Source organism: Geitlerinema sp. CS-897 (assembly GCF_028368005.1).
Lineage (GTDB): Bacteria > Cyanobacteriota > Cyanobacteriia > Cyanobacteriales > Geitlerinemataceae > Baaleninema > Baaleninema simplex.
Map to the genome: position 1 here is coordinate 1 of NZ_JAQNCQ010000256.1, position 22,255 is coordinate 22,255.

Annotated in this window: 18 protein-coding genes; 11 read left to right on the forward strand and 7 right to left on the reverse strand. The window is 54.4% G+C overall.

Going from position 1 to position 22,255, the window contains the following annotated elements:
* Window positions 1-156 precede the first annotated feature (156 nt).
* The 4 genes from POG22_RS16280 (at window position 157) to POG22_RS16295 (ending at window position 9,207) form a co-directional block, all read left to right on the forward strand.
* Window positions 157-3,279, forward strand: a complete 3,123-nt coding sequence (locus POG22_RS16280; RefSeq protein ID WP_498906414.1) for a two-partner secretion domain-containing protein — start codon at window positions 157-159, stop codon at window positions 3,277-3,279.
* Window positions 3,269-5,917 carry a CHAT domain-containing protein gene (locus POG22_RS16285; protein ID WP_498906415.1) on the forward strand — a complete coding sequence of 883 codons (2,649 nt, stop codon included), beginning with the start codon at window positions 3,269-3,271 and terminating at the stop codon, window positions 5,915-5,917. The genes POG22_RS16280 and POG22_RS16285 overlap by 11 nt, the downstream gene beginning before the upstream one ends.
* A 312-nt stretch (window positions 5,918-6,229) precedes the next feature.
* Complete coding sequence (locus tag POG22_RS16290) at window positions 6,230-7,012, forward strand: DUF928 domain-containing protein (RefSeq protein WP_498906417.1); 783 nt, start codon at window positions 6,230-6,232, stop codon at window positions 7,010-7,012.
* A 20-nt stretch (window positions 7,013-7,032) separates the two neighbouring features.
* Window positions 7,033-9,207, forward strand: a complete 2,175-nt coding sequence (locus tag POG22_RS16295) for a CHASE2 domain-containing protein (protein ID WP_498906418.1) — start codon at window positions 7,033-7,035, stop codon at window positions 9,205-9,207.
* 167 nt (window positions 9,208-9,374) lie between these two features.
* Here the strand turns inward: POG22_RS16295 and POG22_RS16300 are convergent, their stop codons facing one another.
* Window positions 9,375-10,631 (reverse strand): pentapeptide repeat-containing protein, encoded by a 1,257-nt coding sequence (locus POG22_RS16300; RefSeq protein ID WP_498906420.1) that lies wholly within the window; start codon window positions 10,629-10,631, stop codon window positions 9,375-9,377.
* A gap of 297 nt (window positions 10,632-10,928) precedes the next feature.
* Between POG22_RS16300 and POG22_RS16305 the strand changes: the two genes are divergently transcribed.
* Window positions 10,929-11,663 carry a pentapeptide repeat-containing protein gene (locus tag POG22_RS16305; RefSeq protein WP_498906422.1) on the forward strand — a complete coding sequence of 245 codons (735 nt, stop codon included), beginning with the start codon at window positions 10,929-10,931 and terminating at the stop codon, window positions 11,661-11,663.
* A gap of 416 nt (window positions 11,664-12,079) precedes the next feature.
* Complete coding sequence (locus tag POG22_RS16310) at window positions 12,080-14,257, forward strand: Tex family protein (protein ID WP_498906424.1); 2,178 nt, start codon at window positions 12,080-12,082, stop codon at window positions 14,255-14,257.
* Between the two features lie 141 nt (window positions 14,258-14,398).
* Here the strand turns inward: POG22_RS16310 and mutY are convergent, their stop codons facing one another.
* A complete protein-coding gene (gene mutY, locus POG22_RS16315; RefSeq protein ID WP_498906436.1) occupies window positions 14,399-15,508 on the reverse strand; it encodes an A/G-specific adenine glycosylase in 1,110 nt (369 codons plus the stop codon).
* Window positions 15,509-15,968: 460 nt separating this feature from the next.
* On the opposite strand from mutY, the gene POG22_RS16320 reads away from it, so the two are divergent.
* Window positions 15,969-17,030, forward strand: a complete 1,062-nt coding sequence (locus POG22_RS16320) for a homoserine kinase (RefSeq protein WP_498906425.1) — start codon at window positions 15,969-15,971, stop codon at window positions 17,028-17,030.
* 18 nt (window positions 17,031-17,048) lie between these two features.
* Here POG22_RS16320 and POG22_RS16325 read toward each other — a convergent pair whose 3' ends face one another.
* Both POG22_RS16325 and POG22_RS16330 read right to left on the reverse strand, forming a co-directional pair.
* Window positions 17,049-17,801: an ABC transporter ATP-binding protein gene (locus POG22_RS16325; RefSeq protein WP_498906426.1), complete on the reverse strand. Its 753-nt coding sequence runs from the start codon at window positions 17,799-17,801 to the stop codon at window positions 17,049-17,051.
* Window positions 17,802-17,902: 101 nt separating this feature from the next.
* Entirely contained in the window at window positions 17,903-18,310 is a 408-nt protein-coding gene (locus POG22_RS16330) for a hypothetical protein (protein WP_017659925.1), read from the reverse strand.
* A 547-nt stretch (window positions 18,311-18,857) separates the two neighbouring features.
* Here POG22_RS16330 and POG22_RS16335 point away from each other — a divergent pair.
* Window positions 18,858-19,022 carry a hypothetical protein gene (locus tag POG22_RS16335; protein WP_498906427.1) on the forward strand — a complete coding sequence of 55 codons (165 nt, stop codon included), beginning with the start codon at window positions 18,858-18,860 and terminating at the stop codon, window positions 19,020-19,022.
* A gap of 244 nt (window positions 19,023-19,266) precedes the next feature.
* Here POG22_RS16335 and POG22_RS16340 read toward each other — a convergent pair whose 3' ends face one another.
* Entirely contained in the window at window positions 19,267-19,767 is a 501-nt protein-coding gene (locus tag POG22_RS16340; protein WP_498906428.1) for a GNAT family N-acetyltransferase, read from the reverse strand.
* A 4-nt stretch (window positions 19,768-19,771) separates the two neighbouring features.
* The gene (locus tag POG22_RS16345; RefSeq protein ID WP_063717047.1) at window positions 19,772-20,830 is read right to left on the reverse strand and encodes a D-alanine--D-alanine ligase family protein; all 1,059 of its coding nucleotides are present in this window, start codon (window positions 20,828-20,830) and stop codon (window positions 19,772-19,774) included.
* Window positions 20,831-20,901: 71 nt separating this feature from the next.
* On the opposite strand from POG22_RS16345, the gene POG22_RS16350 reads away from it, so the two are divergent.
* Window positions 20,902-21,024 (forward strand): hypothetical protein, encoded by a 123-nt coding sequence (locus POG22_RS16350; protein WP_498906429.1) that lies wholly within the window; start codon window positions 20,902-20,904, stop codon window positions 21,022-21,024.
* A 70-nt stretch (window positions 21,025-21,094) separates the two neighbouring features.
* Window positions 21,095-21,700 (forward strand): Uma2 family endonuclease, encoded by a 606-nt coding sequence (locus POG22_RS16355; RefSeq protein WP_498906431.1) that lies wholly within the window; start codon window positions 21,095-21,097, stop codon window positions 21,698-21,700.
* Between the two features lie 96 nt (window positions 21,701-21,796).
* Here the strand turns inward: POG22_RS16355 and POG22_RS16360 are convergent, their stop codons facing one another.
* A complete protein-coding gene (locus POG22_RS16360) occupies window positions 21,797-22,045 on the reverse strand; it encodes a hypothetical protein (protein WP_498906432.1) in 249 nt (82 codons plus the stop codon).
* On the opposite strand from POG22_RS16360, the gene POG22_RS16365 reads away from it, so the two are divergent.
* Window positions 22,035-22,160 (forward strand): element excision factor XisH family protein, encoded by a 126-nt coding sequence (locus POG22_RS16365; protein WP_498906434.1) that lies wholly within the window; start codon window positions 22,035-22,037, stop codon window positions 22,158-22,160. The two genes, POG22_RS16360 and POG22_RS16365, sit on opposite strands and share 11 nt — an antisense overlap.
* Window positions 22,161-22,255 lie beyond the last annotated feature (95 nt).

Below are 22,255 nucleotides of genomic sequence, written 5' to 3' on the forward strand. Positions count from 1 at the left end.
GATCGTGATTTAAATGCGGCAATTAATTTGGAAAACGCGGAGAGCTTCGGCCGTGTAAGCCTAGTGATGGAAAGGTCTCGGAAGATCCAAGCTAGGAACTAAACATCAAATGAATAAGTTTGAGTAAGTTTTAGAGAGCGGAAGTTCACAGGTTGCATGAAACCCCAAACCCAGTTTTGCTTAACCCAGGTCAGACCCAGTGTCATTGTTGCCATCGCAACAACCGCGAGCCTTTTCGCGACTCTACCGAACCAGACTTCGGCTCAAATTGTCCCCGATACCACGCTGCCCCAAAATTCGAGGGTAACGGTCAACGGTAACACCCTCGACATTAACGGAGGCACGATCGCCGGAGACAACTTATTTCACAGCTTCGAGCAGTTTTCCGTTCCTACAGGGTCGGAAGCCGTTTTCAACAACAGCCTCGCCGTCGAAAACATCATTAGTCGCGTAACCGGAGGACGAGTCTCCAGCATCGACGGTTTAATTCGTGCCAACGGCCGCGCCAATCTCTTTTTACTCAATCCCAACGGCATTCTGTTCGGGCCGAACGCGGCCTTAAACATCGGCGGCTCGTTTGTCGGGAGTACCGCAGAGAGCCTTCACTTCAGCGACGGTCGCACCTTCGACACCACCGCCCCTCAGACGACCTCTTCCCTGCTCAGCGTCAGCGTTCCCTTGGGCTTGCAATACGGCGCAAATCCCGGCCAGATCGACGTTCGGGGTTCGGGAAACAACGTCTTTTTAGACGGACCGTTCGTCATTCGCGTTTTTCGACCGGACGGACTTCGCGTCGCCGACGGTCAGACCCTAGCATTGCTCGGGGGTAACGTGGCGATCGCCGGGGGAAACCTCACCGCCGCAGACGGACGCATCGAACTCGGCAGTCTCGGCGGCGAGAGCTTTATCGAACTCGTCGCGACGAATCCCGGTTTTCGCGTGAAGTACGACGGCGTCAGTCAATTTCAAGATATCGCCTTGTCCGAAGCCGCCTCCGTCGAAACCAGTGGCAACAGCGGCGGCGCGATCGCCGTTCGGGGGCGTCGCATTACCCTCACCGACGGTTCGACTCTGCTTGCCGATACCTTGGGCAACGGCGACGGAGGCACGTTACAAATAACTGCCTCGGAGTCCCTCGAACTCCGGGGAACCTCGCGCTTTACCCCACCGCCGACCGAAACAGAAACCTTTCCCGAATTCTTCTTTTCAACCCGATTATCTACAGACGTGGGGCGATTCCCCGACTCCACCGGCCGGGGGGGGACGGTAGCGATCGAAACCGATCGTTTGGTCGTGGCGGACGGAGCGCAAATTTCGAGCGGCACGTTTAGCGCGGGAAACGCCGGCCAGTTGACGGTGACGGCTCGAGACATCCTTCTCAGCGGTGGCGCTAGAGGCATCGGACCGAGCGGTCTGTTCGTTCCCGTAGCACCAGACGCTTCGGGAAACGGGGGAACCCTCATCGTCGAAACCCATCGGTTACAGATCGACAACGGAGCGCGGATTTTAGGCAGTACCTTCGGCTTGGGAGATGCCGGAACGTTAACCCTGCAAGCAGACGAAATCAATCTCGAGGGAACCTCCCCGAGCGGAAGTTCGAGCGGCGCGTTCGTCAACGTCGAAGAGGGTGCAGAGGGAAACGGAGGCAACATCACGGTCGAGACCGATCGCTTGCGAGTAGCCGATGGCGCTCAGATCGCAACGCTGACCTTTGGCGACGGTAATGCGGGAACCATCACCGCGATCGCGCCAGAGATCGAGTTGAGCGAGACTTCGGCAGACGGTCGATTGCCGAGCGGTTTGTTAACGAACGTCGAACCCGGTGCCTCCGGCCGGGGGGGCAATATCATCGTCGAAGCCGATCGCTTGTACGTGACGAATGGCGCGCAAATTGCAGCGACGACCCGCAGCTCGGGTCATGCCGGAACCGTACTCGTGACGGCAGGCGACATCGCATTGAGTCGCACGTCGGCAGATGGTCGGTTGCCGAGCGGCTTGTTTTCAAACGTGGCGGCCGAGGCAACGGGAAACGGCGGCAACATCATCGTCGAAGCCGATCGCCTACGCGTGACCGATGGCGCTCAGATCGCGACGCTGACCTTCGGGGTAGGCAATGCGGGAGAACTGGCGGTTCGGGCAACGAATACGGAACTGGTGGGAACGTCCCCGAACGGATTTCCCAGTAGCTTTTTAGCCGCCGTCGAACAAGGAGCAATGGGTGACGGCGGTAACTTGCGCGTTGAGAGCGATCGCCTGCAACTCGTCGGTGGCGCTCAAATTGCCGTCAGTACCGAAGATCTCGGAAATTCAGGAACCTTGACCGTTCGCGCGAACGAAATCGAAGCGATCGGCACGTCAGAATTCGGTCGCAGCGGTTTTTTTGCCAGCGCGATCGCCGGAACGGGAAACGGCGGCAACCTGAACGTCACGGCCGACTCGCTACGACTGGCAGAGGGGGCGATCGTCAGCGTCAGTAACTTTCAAAGTCAAAACCTCGCGCCCCCCGGACAAGGAGCGGCGGGAAACGTTCGCCTCGAGGTTCCCGACCTGCGCTTAGAAGATGGCGCCATCGTCACCGCCGAAGCCAACGCCGGCGATCGCGGTAACGTCTTCGTCACCTCCGACGACTTGCGAATGCGTCGGAACAGTCAAATAACCACGAACGCCCGAGGAATTGCCACCGGAGGCAACATCGAAATCGAGACGAACACCCTCGTCGCGTTAGACAACAGCGATATCACCGCCAACGCGATCGCCAATTTCGGAGGACGGGTCGCAATCCGTGCCGATGCGATCTTCGGCATCGAGTTTCGGGACTCCCAAACCTCCGAGAGCGACATCACCGCCACTTCAGAGTTGGGGCCGGACTTTAGCGGCATCGTCCAAATCGAAACCCCCGATGCCGACACCACAGTTGGATTAGTTCAGCTTCCCGACTCTGTCGTAGACGTTAACAACTTAATTGCCCGACGCTGTCCGATCGATCGCGACAGCGAATTTCACGTGACCGGGCGCGGAGGGTTACCGCCCGCCCCACAAGACGGGATTTCGACCGATCTCGGTTGGCAAGATTGGCGAGATTTAGAACGACTCAGCCAACAGCTCGATCCTCGGGAAACCGAACCCGGACGCCCCCTCGACGCGTCGGAAATCGAACCCCTCATCGAAGCTACCGGTAGCATCACGACCGCCGACGGCACTGTGATGCTCGTGGCCGATCCCCCGTCCTCTCCCTCTCCACGCTTTGGGTCGAGTCCCCAATCCTGCTATGTTCGGTAACACTTCGCCCCTCCTCTCGATTTGGCGTCGGTTTTGGCCTCGGGGCAGAGTCGGCCTCGTGTTACTGGCGCTCTTCAGCTTGGCGATCGCCTTGGTTTTCGCCCGTCCCGCCACGAGTACCGACGAGTTTCGATCCCCCGAGACTCCAGCGATCGCGCAAACTGCTCCACTGGCGAGCGACGATCGCCTCGAGCGAGGTCGAGATCTCTATCGAGCCGGTCAGTTTGCCGAGGCCGTCACCGTTTGGCAAGCGGCCGCGATCGCCGCCGAGCGTCGGGGAGACCGTCTCGATCTCGCCTTAGTGTCGAGCTATCTGGCCTCGGCCTTCGAGCGACTGGGACAGTCGGAGCGAGCCGACCGCGCCATCGACGAGGCGATCGCCTCGATTTCGGAGGTTTTGACAGACGAGACCTCCCAACAACCCACCTATGCTCGATTGGTGGCAGCCCGCACCTTCAACACCCGAGGCCACCTGCAACTGGGACGCGGACAGGCCGCAGACGCCCTCGAAAGCTGGCAGCAAGCCGAAGCGTACTATCGTCAGGCAGGGGACGAAGAAGGCGTTCTCGGCACTCAAGTCGATCGCGCGACGGCCTTCCGAGCCTTGGGACAGTATCGACACGCCCGAGAGATCCTCGAGGCAGTAGAGCGATCGCTCTCGGACCAACCCGACTCGTCCCTGAAGGCGGCCGGACTGCTCGATTTGGGGAATACGTTACGGGCGCTCGGGGAGTTGGAGCGATCGCAAACTGCGTTACAGCAAAGCTTGGCGATCGCCGAACGGATACAGTCCCCGTCTCACGAACGCACGGCTCTTTTAGGTTTAGCTAGAACTGCCCGCGTTCGAGGCGATCGCGATCGGGCTTTCGACTGGTACGATCGGGCCGACGCCATGGCCTCCTCGCCGCGCGATCGGGTTCTCGTGGGGGTCGATCGCCTCAGCTTCGCCATCGAGACCGAACAGTGGGAACGGGCGCGTACCTTTTGGCAACAGGTACGACCTCAATTTTCCCAGTTGCCGAGCGATCGCACGGCCGTCGAGTTGCGGACGAACGCCGCCCACAGTTTGATGGACTGGCAGGCGGCCGGTCTCGGGGACGCGCCCCCTCCCGCCGTAGCGGCCGACCTGTTGGCGACTGCCGTGCGAGACGCCCGAAGCTTGCGCGACCGACGGGCTGAATCCTACGCCCTTGGGGAGTTGGCACGCTCGTACGAACGCACGAACCGACTACAGGAAGCACTGGACTTGACACAACGGGCGTTGGTACTGGCCGAAACCGCCGACGCCCCCGAAGTGGCTTATCAATGGCAGTGGCAGGCCGGACGTCTGTTGCGGGAGCGCGACGATCGCCCCGGGGCGATCGCGGCGTATACGGAAGCTGTCAATACTTTAAATCGCCTTCGCAAAGATCTCGTGGCCACGCCCGAACTGCAATTCGGGTTTCGCGATCGCGTCGAACCGGTATATCGGGAGTTGGTAGATTTGCTGCTGGTTCCCGAGGCCGGTCGTTCGGATCTCGAACAGGCCCGGCAAACCCTCGAAGCGATGCAACTGGCCGAACTCGAAAACTTTTTTCGGGAAGCTTGTTTGGAAGGACATCCCCAGCAAATCGACGAGATCGATCGGGCGGCCGCTGCGTTCTACCCGATTATTTTGCCCGATCGCCTCGCCGTGATGCTTTCGATCCCCGGAGAGCCACTGCGCTACTACGACACCCCGATTCCCCAAGCGGAGGTCGAAGCGGTTCTCAAGGAAATGCAAACCTCTCTCAACCCGTCGTATCCCAATCAATGGCGTTTGCAACTCTCCCGCCAGGTTTACGACTGGTTGATTCGTCCGGCCGAAACCGACTTGGCCGGACACGACATCGAAACCTTGGTGTTCGTTCTCGACGGACTGCTGCGAAACCTGCCGATGGCGGCGCTTTACGACGGCGATCGCTACCTCGTCGAACAGTACGGTATCGCCTTGACTCCCGGCTTGCAACTGCTCCCGTCTGAGTCGCTAGACTCCCAACAATTGAAAGTTTTGATGGGAGGACTGACGGAAGCCCGTCAGGGATTTTCTGCCTTACCGGGGGTCAGCCTGGAACTTGCCCAGATCGAATCGGAAGGGGTCTCGACCTCCGAACCGTTGTTGAACGAGCGATTTACCGAATTGAACCTCGAACGTCGGATCGGGACGACTTCGTTTCCCATCGTTCATTTGGCAACTCACGGTCAGCTCAGTTCCGAACCTGAAGAAACGTTCGTTCTCACCTGGGACGACAAAATCGACGTTAGAGAGCTGGGAAGCGTGCTGCAATCTCGCACTTTTGAAGTGGCGACTCCCATCGACTTGCTCGTTCTCAGTGCTTGTCAAACCGCTTCGGGAGACGATCTCGCAGCGTTGGGACTGGCGGGACTGGCCGTGCGATCGGGCGTTCGCAGTACGTTAGCGACCTTGTGGTCGGTCAACGATCGTTCGACGGCGATGCTCGTCGGACGCTTTTATCGAGAATTCATTCAAAACGGGACGAGCAAAGCTGAAGCACTCCGACAGTCGCAGCTCGCGCTGTTACGCCAGTCTCAATACCAGCATCCTTTTTATTGGTCTGCTTTTGTCATTGTTGGAAATTGGTCTCGAACTGTTTTTTGAGTGTTAAGACAAGTAACACAAGCTCTGAAAATAGACGAGATTTCCTCGCTGTTAAGGGTTACTAAAAGTCACAATTTCAAATAGATTTAAACGTCTTTAAAGATTTTAAAAAGATTTAAATCTCGAAATCTTCAAAATTGTAAAAATTTAAATAAGATTCAATTGCAAGCGTTCTGTTAAGGAAGCAATCGGGCGACAATGAACGTGAAAACAAACTTGCAATGAGAATTTTTCGCATTTATATACCGAAATCGGTATCCTCTAGAAATAGCAAAAACCCAGAACGATTTCAATTTACCAGAGGACTTTGTGATGACTTGGTTCGATGGTCTCCGCCCTCGAATAACGTTGGCGATCGCCTCGATTCTAGAACTCGCAATCGTAGTTAGCAGTGGAACCCCAGTGCGATCGCAACCCACATCCGATTCGAGCGACCCAACTGGCAGACCGATCCCCATTGTCAACTTCGAGCCGCCCCCAGGAAGCGGCCAACCGAGCGGAAATCGCAGTGGCGGTAACCGAGATTGCTTTGCCGGTACAGCCGACTCGAACGGGAACAGCTTTCTCACGCTGCTCGTTCCCGAAACGCTCCAAGGCTTAACCGTCAACGCTCGTCCGGCTCTCTTTGCCTACCTCCCGCCCACCCAGGCACGATCGGTTCGTTTAAAGCTCGAAGACGAAGACGGAAACCTGTACTTTTACGACGACGACCTGCCCGTCGCCGACGCCCCAGGGATTTATCAGTTCGCGTTTCCCGACGAAGCCCCCGACCTCGAAGTCGGTCGGCGATACCAGTGGACGATCGCCGTCACCTGTCGCGAAGAAGCTCGCTACGACGATCCGGCCGTGGCCGGTTGGGTCGAACGCATCGAAGCGGACTCGAGCCTCGCTCTTCCCGAGACAGAGGCGTCGATCGCACTCGCCGCGACCTATGCCGCAGAGGGACTGTGGTTCGATACCCTCGCGATCCTCGCAGAACTCCAACAAGCTCGACCCAACGACCCGAACGTGCGTCGGGAATGGGAACACCTACTCGAGTCGATCGGTTTGGCAGAACTCGCCACAGAACCCTTGAGAACTCGCTCTACCCCCTAACCCCACTACACAACCCAGCCATGTGGTCAACGCTCCAGCAAGCCGTTCGGCGATGGGCAGACGTTCTCGTCATCGCTCCGAGCGTCGCGGCAGTCGTCATCGGGTGCAATTTTACCGGGGGGCTTCAACTGTTAGAGTGGGCAGCCCTCGATCGCTTTTTCCGCTTGCGCCCCCTCGAGCCGGTCGATTCCCGTATCGTCATCGTGGGCATTAACGAGGCCGACATCACCGAATTCCAACAGTGGCCGGTATCTGACGCCCAGCTTGCCCGCGCGATCGCCAACATAAAACAACAGCAACCGCGAGCGATCGGTCTCGATCTGTATCGCGACTTGCCCGTTCCCCCCGGACACGAAGAATGGCTCGACACGATACAAACGACGCCGACCCTCATCGGCATCGAAAAAGTTAACGGCAATGCCGTTGCCGCTCCCCCCCTTCTCCGTCAACGCGATCGCGTCGGCGTTTCCGATCTCGTCTCGGATGCTGACGGCAAAATACGCCGCGCCCTATTGGCCGTTCGCCCCAAGGGTCGCCCGACGCGGTTGAGTTTTGGCGCGCAGTTGGCGTTAACTTATCTGAAAGCGGAGGGCGTTACGTTAGAAACGCTCGATATGGCAAAACGGCAGTATCGTTTGGGAAAGGCGATCTTTACACCGTTTCAGTCGAACGATGGGGGTTACGTCCGCGCCGACGATGGAGGCTATCAAATTTTATTGAATTTTCGCGGTCCTTCGGGAAGTTTCGAGACGATCTCGATGACGGAGGTTCTCGAAAACCGCGTTCCTCCCGACCTGCTGCGCGATCGCATTGTCTTGATCGGACCGACAGCCTCGAGCCTCGAAGATGCTTTTTACAATCCTTACAGTACCGACGATTTTACCGCCCTCTACGGACTCGAAATCCACGCCCATATCGCCAGTCAGCTCGTGAGTGCGGCCTTGGACGGTCGTACCCTGATTCGCGTTTGGCCCGATCCCCTCGAATGGCTGTGGATTTTAGGCTGGTCGGGGTGCAGTGCGGCTTTAGGCTCGACCTGCCTCCGCAAACGATGGACGGCCGCCAGTATCCTGCTACTCGGCGGCATTCTGGTAGCCGTTTCCTACGGGGCGTTTCTCATGGGGTGGTGGGTTCCCGTCGTCGCACCGCTGTTGGCCGTTACCGGCTCTGCCGTAACCGGAACGAGTTACGTACTGTGGAAAAACCTAAGATTGTCGCACCGACAGTTAGAAGAGTACGCTCGAACTCTCGAACAAAAGGTGGCCGAACGGGCCGAACAGTTACAGCGCTCCGAAGAAAAATTTGCCAAGATATTTCGCGTCAGTCCGAGTCCGATCGCCATCGTCTCGTTAGAGGATGAGAAATACCTCGAGGTCAACCAAAGTTTTCTCAAAATCACGGGCTACAGTCGCGAAGAAATCGTCGATCGCGCGGTTGACGAGATCGAATTGTGGGGCAGTCGGCGATCGCGATTGGAACTGCTCGCACTCCTGACCCGTCGGGAGGTTGCCAATAACTACGAACTGAAGTTTCGGACGAAAAACCGCGATAAAAGAACCGCTCTGTTTTCGACTGAAACGGTCGACCTACGCGGACAAGAGTGTTTGTTAGCGATACTCCACGATATTACCGAGCGCAAACGTGCTGAAGCCGCCCTCGAAACGGCCAACCGACAGCTCCATCACATCGCCACCTCAGACAGCTTGACCCAAATCGCCAACCGCCGACGGTTCGACGAATACTTAAACCACGAATGGCAGCGAATGGCTCGCGAACGACAACCCCTATCGTTAATTTTGTGCGATGTCGATGATTTCAAGCGCTTTAACGACACCTACGGCCATCCAACGGGAGATGTGTGTTTGAAGCAAATCGCCCAGGCCATGCGTCGCTCTGTGAAACGTCCGGCAGATTTAGTCGCTCGCTATGGCGGCGAGGAGTTTGCGGTCGTTTTACCCAACACGCACGCCAACGGAGCGCTAAAAGTCGCGCGGGCAATTCGAGAGGAAGTCTGGAAACTCGCGATTCCCCATGCCACCTCTCGCGTGAGCGATCGCGTCACCTTGAGTCTGGGCGTCGCGACTCAAATTCCCGTTTTCGCTCGTCTGCCAGAGTTACTCGTCGCCGCCTCCGATCGCGCCCTTTACGAAGCGAAAGCTCGAGGTCGAAACTGTGCCGTCGCGCAAACGATTTGAGACAAGGGAACAAGTCTGTTGGCGGTGTACGTTGGCGGTGCGCCTCTTTCAGGGAAGAGTTAAGAGTGTAGAGTGAAGAGTTAAAGAGGAATTCCCACTCTACACTCTGCCCTCTGCACTCTTCACTGATAAACACGCACCCTACCACTCTTCACTCTTCCCTGTCTTCATCTTCCCAAACGATTGGGAATTCCTTCACAGCCACCGGGAATGGTTTTACGGGTTTTTTCGCCTCCCCAGGCGCAACAGTAGTATCGCTGGGCGTCGGACATCCGCTGTACGTCGGTAAAATCGGCATCTTCGACGACTGCGCCCGTGTATTCTCCAGTTTGATAGTTCGGCGGATCGGTGCGACTGCGGGGCGTGGCACGTTCGGCGGTTCCGTAAAACAAACGGGTTCCTTTTAAGTCCACCCCGGCTAAATTGGCTTCGTACAAGATCGATCGCGCGAGGTTCGCTTTGACTAAATCGCTGTGACTCAAATTCGCTCGTACCATGTTCGCATCGCTGAGATCTGTCCAGCGTAGATCGGTGTGTTCTAAGTTGGCTGCTGCCAACATGACCCCTAAATCGATAACTCGGGTTCCGTAGGCGCGATCTTCGGCGTAACCGCCCGTGCCGTCGAGAATCGGACGCCCCAACCGGCGATCGCGCTTCAACGGCGTCAACAATCGAGATTGGGATAGAAATCGTATAATTTTGGCTTTTCCGGCTGCATCGACGCTGCTGAGAATGGCGGCGGTACGTCCTTCGGCGATCGCGCGTTCTTGCGGCCAGTCTTCGAGCAACCCTTCGTCGTTGAGGGTTAAGTCGGAAACCCCTTGAAAATAAGCGTCGATGGTTTGTTGTTGGGTGATGCGGTTTTGTTGAATCGTCAGATCCCGCGAAATCACGTACTGCTGCCACGCCACGTATACCGCGAGGATGGCGATCGCGATCTGTCCTAACGCCCCGACGATTTCCCCGAGGGCGCCGACGGCGTCCCAGTTGATTTGAATGGCGCGAGCTCCTTGTTGATTGGAGGTACTCAGCATCAACAATCCCGTGGCGGCGGCGAGTAACCCTAAAATGGCGATAATGAGTTTGCGCCAAGGTTCGGGAACGAGGTGCGTCCACAGTTTCGTCCAACTCGGTAGCAACAACACCAACGACACCAGCAAACTCGCGAGCGATCCCGTCAAGGCCAGCCAGAGACTGTCGAATGCGAGTCCCACGATCGCGATGACGATCGAACCTAAGACGATGGCGCTCGGGTAACGTTGTACGAAAGATAAGGTTTGCGATCGCACGGCAACTTCATCGGCCGCTGGCGAAGGTGTCGGAGATGCCGACCGACTCTGGCTCGTTTGGCTCGAAACCTCTGCCTTCTCTACGGTAGACTCGTTTTTCTGCGGCGACGCAGCGGTATTGGATTCCTGGTTCATCAGCAGTTGGATTTGTCGATCGGGAGGTTAGGGAGATATACTCGTGGGTAGGAAATGTAAACGAGTATGTGTAAATCTAAAGAAAAGTTTAATTAATTGAATATTTCCGTAGTATTGCGGTAGTCTAAACCTATAGAAAGTGCTAAGCACATCTGTTTAAAGTCACTAGCCGCCGTTCCCATAATAGGGCTAGTTCATAACAAAACCATGCCCGCCCAGACTGAAACTCAAACAGCCTGGGCGGGTTAAATTTACAGATTCGATATAATCGCTCTATATCCAGAAGAGACGCTGGCGATGGAACATCTAGAGCAATACTATCGAGTGTTGGGGCTAGAACCGGGCGCTTCGCTCGAGGAGATCGATCGCGCCTACAGAGACTTGGCATTCGTCTGGCATCCCGATCGCATTCCTGGGGATAACTCGCGGCTCCAACATAAAGCCCAAGAAACCTTAAAATCGATCAACAACGCCCGCGATCGCCTGCGTTCCCTACACCGAAACGGCAGTCAAAACGGACACCGGAACGGAGCGCGATCGTCCGCGTCACCGCCGAAATCGCCTCAACCGCCGCCCCATTACGACGACGATCGCCATCGCCATCACCACCACCATCACCACCACCATCACCATCACCACCATCATCGCGGCTACCGACGCCCCCACACCCGCGACTACTGCAACGCCGACTTACATGGGGCGAACTTGCGAGAAAAAGACTTATCCGGGCGCAACCTCGAAGGCGCGAATCTCGTCGAAGCCAATCTCAGCGACGCCTTCATGCACCGTGTCAACCTGGCTGGAGCGAACCTGTGGGGAGCGAACTTATTTCGTGCCAACCTCCTCGAAGCCGATCTCAGTTACGCTATCTTGCGAGATACCAACCTCATCGGTGCCGATTTAAGCGGTGCCGATCTGACGGGGGCGGATTTAACCGGGGCGAAGGTGGGAACGGGAAACCGCCTCCTCGTCAAACTCACGGGGGCGAACTTAACGGGTGTCACGCTGCCAGACGGTAGAATTTACGATTGACACTCCCACGAATTCAATTCGTGGGATTCTTGGTTCAAAGATCCGACTTACACATTTGACTTCCGAGTCAAATGTCCAGAGGTCGATATCACGCCGGCGCGTTCGCTCCCATTCCAGAGAGCCTGTTCCGGTATGCCCTACCGTACAGTGGAGTCAAAAATCTTGAATCTCCGTGCTTGACGCTTGAAGCTTTTACCCACGCGAGCTATTTTCCGCGTGGAACCCCATAACTTCAGTAATCATCGGTTCTCATCTTTCGATGCCAGGTTTTTAAAGAGGTTAACTACCTGTGCCTCAACAAGTAGAATTGTAGCGTCGAAGCTTTTAAGCTTCAACGCGTTCGTCCCACGCTTAAAAGACGTGGGCTTTGCTCCCTTTTTTGTAAATCTGTTCTGTTTGTTTTCGTCCGTTCGTCCATGACTGCACTGCCCTCTCGATCGCCCGATATTACTAACCGTCTCGCCGAGGAATTGTCCCTATCGCGTTCCCAGGTTCAAAACGCCCTCGAACTGTGGAACGAGGGGGCGACGGTTCCGTTTATCGCCCGGTATCGGAAGGAACGCACTGGGGAAATGACAGAGGTGCAGTTGCGGGAACTGTTCGATCGCGCGACGTATTTAAAGGAACTCGACGATCGCAAAACGACGATTCTCGAGGAGATCGATCGCCAAGGAAAACTGACAGACGAGTTGCGCGACAAGATTCTCGAGTGTTCTCAAAAAACCGAACTCGAAGATCTCTATCTTCCCTATCGCCCCAAACGCCGCACCCGCGCGACGATCGCTCGAGAACGGGGCTTAGAACCCCTGGCGAGGGCGATCGCAGCCTGCAATACGCCCCAAAGTCGCCAGATCGATCTGTACGCAGAAGCCGAAAAATACCTCAACCCAGACCAAAAAATCGCCACCGCTGAAGACGCGTTAAACGGAGCGTCGGACATTCTCGCCGAAGCCGTCTCCGAAGACGCCGAACTGCGATCGCACCTGCGAGACATCTTCCTCAAAGACGGGATGTTTACCGCTCGCGTTAAAAAAGACTATCCCGAAGGAACCACCAAATACGAAACCTATCGCGATTACCAAATTTCCGTTCGTAAAATCGCCCCTCACAACGTTTTAGCCCTGTTGCGCGGGGAACGGGAAGGGATTTTAGACGTGAAACTCACCGCCGACGACGATCGCGTTTTAGCCCATCTCGAATCGCGGATAATTCAGGCTCGCGAGCGATCGCTGCGTCAGTTTTACCAACATCTCGTCAAAGACGCTTACACCCGTCTCCTCAAACCTTCGATCGTCAACGGCGTTCTCGCCGAAGTGAAAACCCAAGCCGACGAAGCCTCCGTCAAAACCTTTGAAGCCAACCTGCGGGCGTTGTTACTGGCTGCACCGGCGGGGCGAAAACCGACGCTGGGAGTCGATCCGGGCTTCCGCACGGGATGCAAAGTCGCCGCCCTCGACGATACGGGAAAATTCCTCGAATACCAAGCGATTTTCCCCCACCAATCCCAAGCCAAACGAGAAGCGGCGGCGAAAACCCTGACGCAGTTGATTCGACGCCACCGTATCGAACTTATCGCGATCGGAAACGGAACCGCCAGCCGAGAAACCGATCGCTTCGTCGGCGAGGTGCTGAAAGGGTTGGAAAATCCCCCGGTTAAAGTCATGGTGAACGAATCCGGTGCGTCGGTGTATTCAGCCAGTGAGGTGGCGATCGCGGAATTTCCCGATCTCGATGTGACTGTGAGGGGGGCGATTAGCATCGCACGGCGGTTACAAGATCCCCTGGCGGAGTTGGTGAAAATCGATCCCAAATCCATCGGCGTGGGACAATACCAACACGATGTAGACCAAAAGTTACTCAAACAGAAACTCGACGAAACCGTCGAAAGTTGCGTGAACTACGTCGGCGTCGATCTCAACACCGCTTCCAACGCCTTGTTAACGTCGGTGTCGGGATTGTCGGCGTCGGTAGCGAACAATATTGTGGCGTATCGCGATAAAAACGGTGCGTTTACCAACCGCCGTCAACTATTGAAAGTGCCGAAATTGGGTCCGAAAGCCTTTGAGTTATCGGCGGGATTTTTACGAATTCGCGATGGCAAGAATCCGTTGGACAATACAGCGGTTCACCCGGAAAGTTACAAGGTCGTGGAGGCGATCGCCCAAGATTTAGGAGTATCGTTGGAACGACCGGAAGCGATCGCAAAACGGTTGAAGGCGATCGATCTCAAAAAATACGCTACCGACCGCGTTGGCGAACCGACACTGCGCGATATTTTAGCTGAATTGGAAAAACCGGGACGCGATCCCCGCGACGAGTTTGTTTATGCAACCTTTAAAGAGGGAATTAACGAACTGTCGGATTTAAAAGAAGGCACGATCTTAGAAGGTGTAGTTACGAACGTTACGAATTTCGGCGCGTTCGTGGATATCGGCGTTCATCAAGACGGCTTAGTTCATATTTCTCAGCTCGCCAATCGTTTCGTTAAAGATCCGAATACGGTGGTCAAAGTTGGGGAAGTGGTAAAAGTGAAAGTGTTGGAAGTCAACGAAAAATTGAAGCGAATTAGTTTGTCGATAAAAGCCGTTGATTGAAGCGATCGTCGAGATGAAACGGACACTTACCGGATGCGCTTATACTCCCAAACTTACCAGTTTTCAGGAAGGGTGCATCTCACTTTTTTAAAAAGTATGAGTCTGAAGTAGGTTGGACTTTGCTCAGGAGTAGTCAACTCTTCACTCTTGACTCTTCACCGTCTGACGCAAGGCTTCGATGATTTTAACGTTGGCTTTGGGAAAAGGATACTCGTCGAGTTCGTCCAGCGTCACCCAGCGAATTTCGTCGCATTCGAGGGGTTGGGGATCGCCGGAAAGGTGACGACAGTGGTAGACGTTGAGAGAAACTTTGAAGTGAGTATAGGCGTGTTCGACAGTGATGATATGCTCGCCCACTTCGATGTCGATGTCGAGTTCTTCTTTGATTTCGCGGCGAATACAGTCGGTGACGGATTCGTCGGGTTCGATTTTTCCGCCGGGAAATTCCCACATTCCGCCGAGTAGCCCTTTGGCGGGACGACGATCGATCAGGATTTTTCCGTCTTCGCGGACGATGACGGCGACGCCGATGTGTTTGTGGGGGATGGGATTGCGGGTTTCGCGCATGGGAAGTTCCGATTGCAGATCTAAGTTGTACGCTTGACAGGATTCGCGCCAGGGACACAGCAGACAGGCGGGATTTTTGGGGGTGCAAAGGGTCGCCCCTAAGTCCATAAACGCTTGGTTGAAGTCCCGAGGACGTTGGCGATCGAGTAGGGTTTCCGATAGCGCCCACAGGGATTTTACGGCTTTTGAGGGGGGAACGGGTAAGGCTGTCAGTCGCGCTAAGACGCGTTTGACGTTTCCGTCGAGAATGGCGACGGGTTGGTTAAATGCGCCACTGAGGATTCCGCCTGCGGTACTGCGTCCGATTCCGGGGAGAGCGATGACGTCGTCGTAGTGCTGGGGAAATTCGCCGTCGTGTCGATCGCGGATGTGTTGGGCGGCGCGGTGCAGGTTGCGGGCGCGGGCGTAATATCCCAATCCTTGCCACGCTTTTAACACGTGCTGGATGTCGGCGTTGGCGAGGGTTTCAATATTGGGGAACCGCTGCAACAAGCGATCGAAGTAGGGAAGAGCGGTTTTGACTTGGGTTTGTTGCAGCACGATCTCGGAAATCCAGACGCGATAGGGCGTCGGTTCCCGTCTCCAGGGCAGATCGCGACCATGGCGATCGTACCAGTTGAGGAGCGATCGCCGTAGCTGCTGGATTTCGCTGCTGTTGAAGGGGGTGGGGAGGGAATTCGAGATCGTCTTGTCCTCGGTGGAACTCGCTTAACCGGTGTCATTGTATCGGAGAATTCCACAGATTTTCGGGAACGCGATCGCTTGGGCTGAGATTTTTGATAATGCGCCTAACCATTATAAAACATAAAACGCGATCCGAAACTGTAAAAAAACGAACAGTTTTAAGTCAAGAATTGCGAGCGTCTCGAAAATTTTAATAAATTTTGACAAATACACGCTACAAGTCGAACGTTCGGGCAGCTAACGGTCTAAAATCGACCTATTAAAATTGTCGATCTGTTCGATCGAAGGAGGCGATCGCACTCAGACAACCCGTCGATCTCCAATGTCTTGAAATTTTGACAAATGGAGGGGGTGAGGTGGGCGGAGATCGCAGTTGAATGCGAACGAGGGGATCGGGAGGCTTCTAGAAAAAGTGTAAAGATAAAGGGTAAGGGCTATGGTAACTCCAATAGGTGAGACGATGCCAGTCGATCGAAGTCCTCGAGAAAGGCGATCGCGCGATATTTCTGTGTTCCGAAACCAGCATTCCAAACCTGTTTCCGGTGTGTTTCCTACAATTTATTCAACGTTGTCCGTTGAGGCGCTCGTGTCGCAGGTGCTATCGCAATACGCCATCGCTCCAGTGGTGTCTTGCTGCTTTTGGCATCGGGGTTTGAGCGACGTTTACTTGGTCAAAACCGAAAAACGCCCCTACATTTTGCGAGTGTCTCACCATCACTGGCGCTCGGCCGCCGATATTTATTTTGAATTAAATTTGCTCGACTTTTTCCGACAGCAAGGATTGCCCGTCGCTCATCCGTTGCAAACGACAGACAACCAAATTGCGGTAACGATTAACGCTCCTGAAGGTCAGCGGTACGCCGCGTTGTTCGTTTATGCTGACGGTGAAGTTCCGCTCGGAGATCTCAACGTCGCTCAAAGTCGCCAGTTAGGGGAAATTTTAGCCAAGTTGCACTGCGCCTCGCTGTCGTTTCAAACGCCGTTTCGTCGAGACGATTTGTGCGAAGAATATTTATTCGATCGCTCGTTCGAGACGATTTCGCCGTTTTTACAACATCGCCCTCGAGATCTCGACTATCTCAACGAGGCGATCGCCCACAGCAAATCCTGTTTGCAGGCGTTACCGAAAACCGAGCCGTACTGGGTGGTGTGTTGGGGCGACCCCCACAGCGGTAACGCGCATTTTACCCCAGACGGCGGCGTGACGCTGTTCGATTTCGATCAATGCGGCTACGGTTGGCGAGCCTTCGATCTGGCGAAATTCCTACATATTGCCTTGCGGACGGGAATTAGCAGAGGGATTCGCAACGGGTTTTTAGAAGGGTATCAAAGCGTTTCCCCACTTGCAGAGAAGGAAGTGGAGATGTTGCAACCGCTGACGCAAGCGGCGCATTTTTGGAGTTGGGCGATCGCGCTGACGAACGCGGCGTTTCATAACTACAGCCGTCTCGACGACAGTTATTTTACGCAGCGGTTGGAACAGTTAAAGCTGTTGCGATCGCACGATTGGCAATTATTTTAAGCTTTCTCGAGATCCCCATCACCCCATCACCTCATCACCCCATTCTTTCGCCACTTGACGTTCGGCCTCGAGAAGTCTGCGGTGAATCTCGTCCCAGTCGGCGGTTGCGGCGTCGAGATCCTGTAACAGTTTTCCTCGTTCGAGATAGAGGAGACGATTGGCGAAGGATTTCGCCGTGTCGAGTTGGTGGTTCGCCATGATAATCGCGATCTCGAGCTGGGAAGCAATGTCGGCGAGGATTTGTAAAAGGGTGTGCGTGCGACCGACATCGAGGGCTGATGTGGGTTCGTCGAGGAGGAGAACGGCGGGTTCGGTGACTAAGGCGCGAGCGATCGCCACCAGTTGACGCTGGCCGACCGAGAGTTGTAACTCTGTTTTACCCATCCAGTCGCTCGGGATGTGGAGTCGCTGACACCAGGTATCGACGCGTTGTTGGATTTGGGGTTTGCTCGTTCCGCGTAGTTGCAGGGGATAGGCGATCGCCTCGGCGACGGTCATCTCGAGCAGTTTCGATTCTTGCAGAACCAGGACGATTTGACGCCGCAGTTCGAGAACGGGAATCTCGCCGATATCGCGATCGCGAAAGCGCACCGTTCCCCGACTCGGATCGCTGAGGCGGTTGAGAAGCCGCAACAGTAGGGATTTCCCCGCTCCTGAAGGGCCGACCAGCGCAACGCGATCGCCGCGATCGACCTCGAAGGAGATATCTTCGAGGAGGGTCTTCGTTCCGAGGGATGCAGTGAGGGTGACGTTTTCGAGTTGCAGTTCCATATTGGTGATGAATAATCTATGTGACGCAGCCGGAAAATTTGACTGAAATCCGCTCGATGAACTGTTACCGCGTCACGCACTGCCCCATCATTATCGTCCCATCATCCCATCGGTTCGATCCAACGGCGTTGGAGGGCGATGTCGAGAAGGAGTCCGGCGATCGCGAAGAGTCCCAAGCTTTCGAGGGGATAGAGAAATAGGGACAGTTCGATCGCTCTGGGATCGATGGCGTTTTCGATTTGAGCTAAACCGCGCACGAACCCAAAGGCGAGAACGACACCGGATTTGAGGTGGGAGTTACGATCGCGACGTACGGCGTAGCGGTAGGTCATTCCGAAGAGAACGCCACTGAAGGCGACGATCGCCATCCGCAACAGGAGATCGATCGCGTCGGTTTGGGTGGTGTACGCCAGGGGAAGGTGGGTCAGAGTCACGGCGATCGCGCAGAGAACGCCTGCTTTGAGAGATTCGAGGCGATCGCTCGAGTTGTTGGAGAGGGGAAACTTCACAGCGTTCGATCGGGCAACGTCGATAGTAGGGCGATCGCTACCATATCAGGTTCCGGCATCCCCGAGCGGTCTCCGTTCCGTGCGTCCACTCGCACGACTTGCGAGGTTTTGCGTAGAATGAAGTGAGAAAGACGCGAGCGATCGTTCGGTCAAAGGGCGCTTCCGACACTTTGGCTTCCGTGATTTTACGATACCAGAAATTTTAATCAATTTTTAAGATTTTAATTAGATTGAATTATAAAAACCCCAAGAATCAATTGAAGAGGGTTGAAAAATCGTATAAAGCCACTTTTGATACAAAACAGTAAAGAGCGCTTTTCATAAAATAATCTTGACAGAGCTATCTCTCTCAGCTAATCTAGCTAGTAAAGAGATTTACGTATTTCTACGTAAAGAAATCCACTAGGCAACACGACTCAAGCGCGGCAGGCGGTTCGATCTGTCATTCAGGCGTCACTGCTACCCGCTTTGAAGAGAGAGGAGGGTTAACGACTGAATTGCTGAAATTGACGTCGTTGGCGTCCTCAATGGGATATAGGGAAGAGTCATGAAAGGGAATTCTACGTATACGAGTCCATCTGCTGACTGGCTTAAGCTAACGCTCATCAGCCTTCTACTCGGTGGAGCTGTAGCTTTACCGATGTTGGAAGAAACATCGTGGTTTCAAGATAGAAATCCAGAACGTCAAGGTCAAACCGTTGGCGTCCGTTAACCCACTCAGTCAGAATGCTGGCGTCGTGGCGTTCCGGTTGGGTTCGTTAGATTGAGTTTCTCGTTTCGATCGCAACAGTGGAACGGGGTTCTTTCAGACAAGTTTTGGGATAGAACAAACGGAGACGGTTCGTTTGCAAGAGCGAACCGTTTTTTTTGAGTTCTTTCGGAAAAACGTCCTAAACCTCTGTATTCTCTGTGTTCTCTGTGTCTCTGTGGTGAATCGCGTCCCGGCGATAGGATTCCTAAACTTCCGAGGAGACGGCGTTGGTGAGGGTTTTCACATAGGCGCGATCGCAGCGTGGTGTTTCCACTTCCGTCGCCGGTTGATAGCCGAATTTCTGGTATAACCTAACTGCTTCAGCGAGAACGCTGGCGGTTTCAATCCAAATCTGTTTGAATCCCCAGTTGGCGATGTCCGTTTCGATTGCTTTAAGGAGAAATTTACCCAATCCGACGCCGCGAGCCGAGGGGTGCAGGTACATTTTACGGAGTTCGACGGCGCGATCGCCGCGAGAAATCGGGTAAAATCCCGCCGTTCCCACAATTTCGCCGTGGCGTTCGACGACCCAAAACGCACCTCCGGTATTTTGATAGAATCGTTCGACTTCAATGGAATCGCGATCGCTATCGTCCGGTTCCCAGGGTAAGCCGTACTCCGCTAACACCGTGGCGATGACGCGGGAAGCCGAATCGCGATCGCCTGGCGTCCAATCCCGAATCAAAAAATCACGATAGGTTCTCATTATTCTAAGATTGACGTTCGATCGCCAATTGTACGAGCTGACGGACTAACTCAGAAAACGGAATTCCCGTGGCGTTCCAGAGTTGGGGATACATACTCGTGGCCGTGAAACCGGGGAGCGTGTTAATCTCGTTGAGGTAAATTTCTCCCGTGTCTTCGGCGTAGAAGAAATCCACTCGCGCCAATCCCGCCGCATCAACCGCGAGAAAAGCTTCGATCGCCAAATCGCGAATTCGACGAGACACCGTTTCCGGAAGCGGCGCGGGAATTAACAACTCGGCGCGTCCTTCGGTATATTTAGTTTCGTAATCGTAAAAGTCGCTGTCGAAGGTAATTTCGCCGACGACTGAGGCTTTCGGATTGTCGTTTCCGAGAACCGCACATTCGACTTCCCTAGCGTTAGCGATACCCGCTTCGACAATGATGCGGCGATCGAAACTGGCGGCGCTATCTAAAGCCGATTCTAACTCGTCGCGCGATCGCACCTTAGAAATCCCCACCGACGATCCCAAATTCGCCGGTTTCACGAAACAGGGATAGTTCAAACTTTCTTCAATATCGTCGCAGAGTTTGGGAAACACGCAGGGATTCGACCAAATTTGCGATCGCAGGATTTCGCAATACCGAACTTGCGGTAAACCCGCCTGCGCGAAAGCCGACTTCATCGCCAACTTGTCCATCGACACCGCCGAGCCGAGAACCCCCGAACCCACATAAGGAACCCGCATCAATTGCAGCAAACCTTGAACGGTTCCGTCTTCGCCATTGGGTCCGTGGAGGACGGGAAACCAAACATCAACCTCCGTCACTTGAGGAGGAAACTGCCACAATTGCGCTTTGTCGTCGCTTTCCTCACTCAGCGGTTGCGCCGAGTCTAGCACCTGTCGGGCAATTTCGGGTCGATGCCAGCGTCCGTCTTTCCCAATATAAAATGGAATTACGTCGTAGCGAGTGGCGTTGTCGTCGGTGGCGAAAGCGTTGGCGATCGCTCTGGCTGAATAAATCGAAACTTCATGTTCTCCCGAACGACCTCCGAACAGCAAACCCACTCGAGCTTTTGACATAGTTTCCTCACGATGGCGACGTTGTGAATATATTTTTCGTATTTAAGATGTGCTAATTATACTGAACCACCGTGTGGCGTGGGTGGATGCGTTCGGTGGAAGCCTCGGAACAACTCGACCTCGATGCGACTCCTCCAGGCGATCGCTCTTCAACGGACTGGTGGAGCGAGGGGGGAAGATTCCCGCGATCGTAAAAGCGATTTGTCTGGGTTCGATCTCGATTTTGCCATACTGAATATAGATTCATCGGCGATCGCGATAACCATGCAAGCTCCTCCTCAACATAAACTCCTCTTGCTCCAACTCCCCCATGAAATCGATCTAACGGTAACACCGGAGCAGTTTGCTGCTTTAGCTGCGGCCAATCGAGATCTGAGACTCGAGCGTACAGCCACCGGACATCTCATTGTGAATCCACCAACGGGTAGCGAATCGGGCAAACGAAATGCGAAAATTATCACTCAACTTGGAGTTTGGGGTGAAGCCAACGAGGGACTTGGAGAATATTTTGACTCCTCAACTGGATTCGAGTTACCCAACGGGGCCAATCGATCGCCAGATGCTTCTTGGGTGTGTAAAGAGCGGTGGGAGGCTCTGACACCCGAGCAGAGAAAGGGGTTTGCACCGCTTTGTCCTGATTTTGTAATCGAACTGCGTTCGGAAACAGATCGTATTAAAGATCTACGTGCCAAGATGCAAGAGTATATGGAAAATGGTACGCAGTTAGGTTGGTTAATCGATCCGCAAAATAGGAGAGTTGAAATTTATCGTGCAGGTCGATCGGTTGAAGTTTTGGAAAATCCAAGTACGTTGTCGGGAGAGGCGATTTTACCGGGGTTTGTACTCAAGTTACAACGGATTTGGGATTAGTGGTTTTGGGGATGCGATCGAACAAGGCTGATGTGTTGCAGCGTCGATAAATGATAGGTCGTGACCCAAAATTTTGACCTCGCCGTAACGCACCGCTTATCGCGTGTCGGGGTGAAGGGTTTCTATCAGTTCGACGATGACATCGAGACTGCGATCGAGCATATAGAAAAAGTCTTCATACGTTACTGTTTCCTCTTCCTCCGGTTGGGGAACCGTTCCGTTTGCACGTCCGATATCGATTCCGTAGCGATCGACCCAATCGACGCAAACCTCGTAGTCAAGTAGGATTGCTATACAATAAAATTGAGCCGATCGACGCTGAATTCTACTCTGTATGTCAGCCAAGGATGTCTATCACGATACAGTCAAGACAGTCAAGGTTGCTCTCACAAAAGACGGATGGGTCGTTACCCACGATCGGGTGCATCTCACTTTCGTAAAAACACAAAAATCATGGTAAAATAATATGAGTAGATATATCTAAAAAATTTCAAAATGAACTTAAACTCCGAAGAACGAGAAAAGCTACAAGAACATCTCAAAGCGGTGGCTGAC